Source organism: Aeromonas salmonicida subsp. salmonicida (assembly GCF_001643305.1).
Classification (GTDB): domain Bacteria; phylum Pseudomonadota; class Gammaproteobacteria; order Enterobacterales; family Aeromonadaceae; genus Aeromonas; species Aeromonas salmonicida.
Window position 1 is genome coordinate 1 of record NZ_LSGW01000107.1, and the last position, 1,018, is coordinate 1,018.

Genomic DNA, 1,018 nt, shown 5'->3' on the forward strand with positions numbered 1-1,018 from the left:
GCGCCGCATTCACAAAATCATCCATGCCACCCGTGATAAAGGACATGCTCGTCGCTTGATGGCCATCTTGCTGTTACATGAAGGACGTACGGTCACCGATGTTCATCACCTTACCGGCGCTGCGCGCTCGACCATCGGTCGTTGGCTTCGGTGGTATCGAGATGAAGGCATAGATGCGCTAGAAGCCTTACCGGCTGGCCGTGCCCCAGTTTTACCTATCGCCAAGATGGTCACCTTACTGGTGCTGCTCATGCAGTTTTCTCCGCAAGATTTTGGTTATCAGCGCAGCCGTTGGTGTACCGAACTATTGGCTATCAAAATCAATCGGTTAACAGGGCTCAATGTGGCCGCCTCCACACTTCGTCGATGGTTACCTCGTATGGGGATTGTCTGGCGCAGGCCCGTGCCGACCTTGCGGATAAAAGACCCGGCCTATCAGGAGAAAATGGCGAATATCGACGCCGCGCTGGCCCGTTGTAATGCAGATAATCCGGTGTTTTATGAGGATGAAGTCGATATAGACCTCAATCCCAAATTAGGGGCCGACTGGATGTTCAGAGCGCAACAAAAGCGGGTTGTCACTCCGGGGCAGAATGCCAAGCATTACCTGGCAGGCGTTCTTCATGCAGGCAACGGAAGAGTGCTTTACGTCAGCGGGATAAAGAAAAACTCATCGCTGTTTATCGCCATGCTGGAAAAGCTGCGCCACCACTACCGACGAGCCAAAACCATCACGCTGATCCTCGATAACTACATCATTCACAAAAGCAAACAGACCGAGCGATGGTTGAAGAAGAACCCCAAGTTCTGCCTGGTATTCCAGCCAGTTTACAGTCCTTGGGTTAATCACATCGAACGGCTGTGGCACAAGTTACATGAAACCATCACGCGCAATCATCAATGCAGAGGGATGGCCAACCTGCTGGCTCGAGTGAAATACTTCATGGATACCGTGTCTCCTTTCCCCGGGAATGGCTATGGCACAGCGAAGGTGTAGCACTATTAGGATCAGTTATTT

The 1,018-nt window shown here is 51.8% G+C and carries 1 protein-coding gene; it reads left to right on the forward strand.

Annotated elements, in window-relative coordinates:
• Positions 1–997, forward strand: a 997-nt coding sequence (locus AXW79_RS20035) for an IS630-like element ISAhy2 family transposase (RefSeq protein ID WP_211271116.1), incomplete at its 5' end; no start/stop codon positions are given.
• Between the last annotated feature and the right edge of the window lie 21 nt (positions 998–1,018).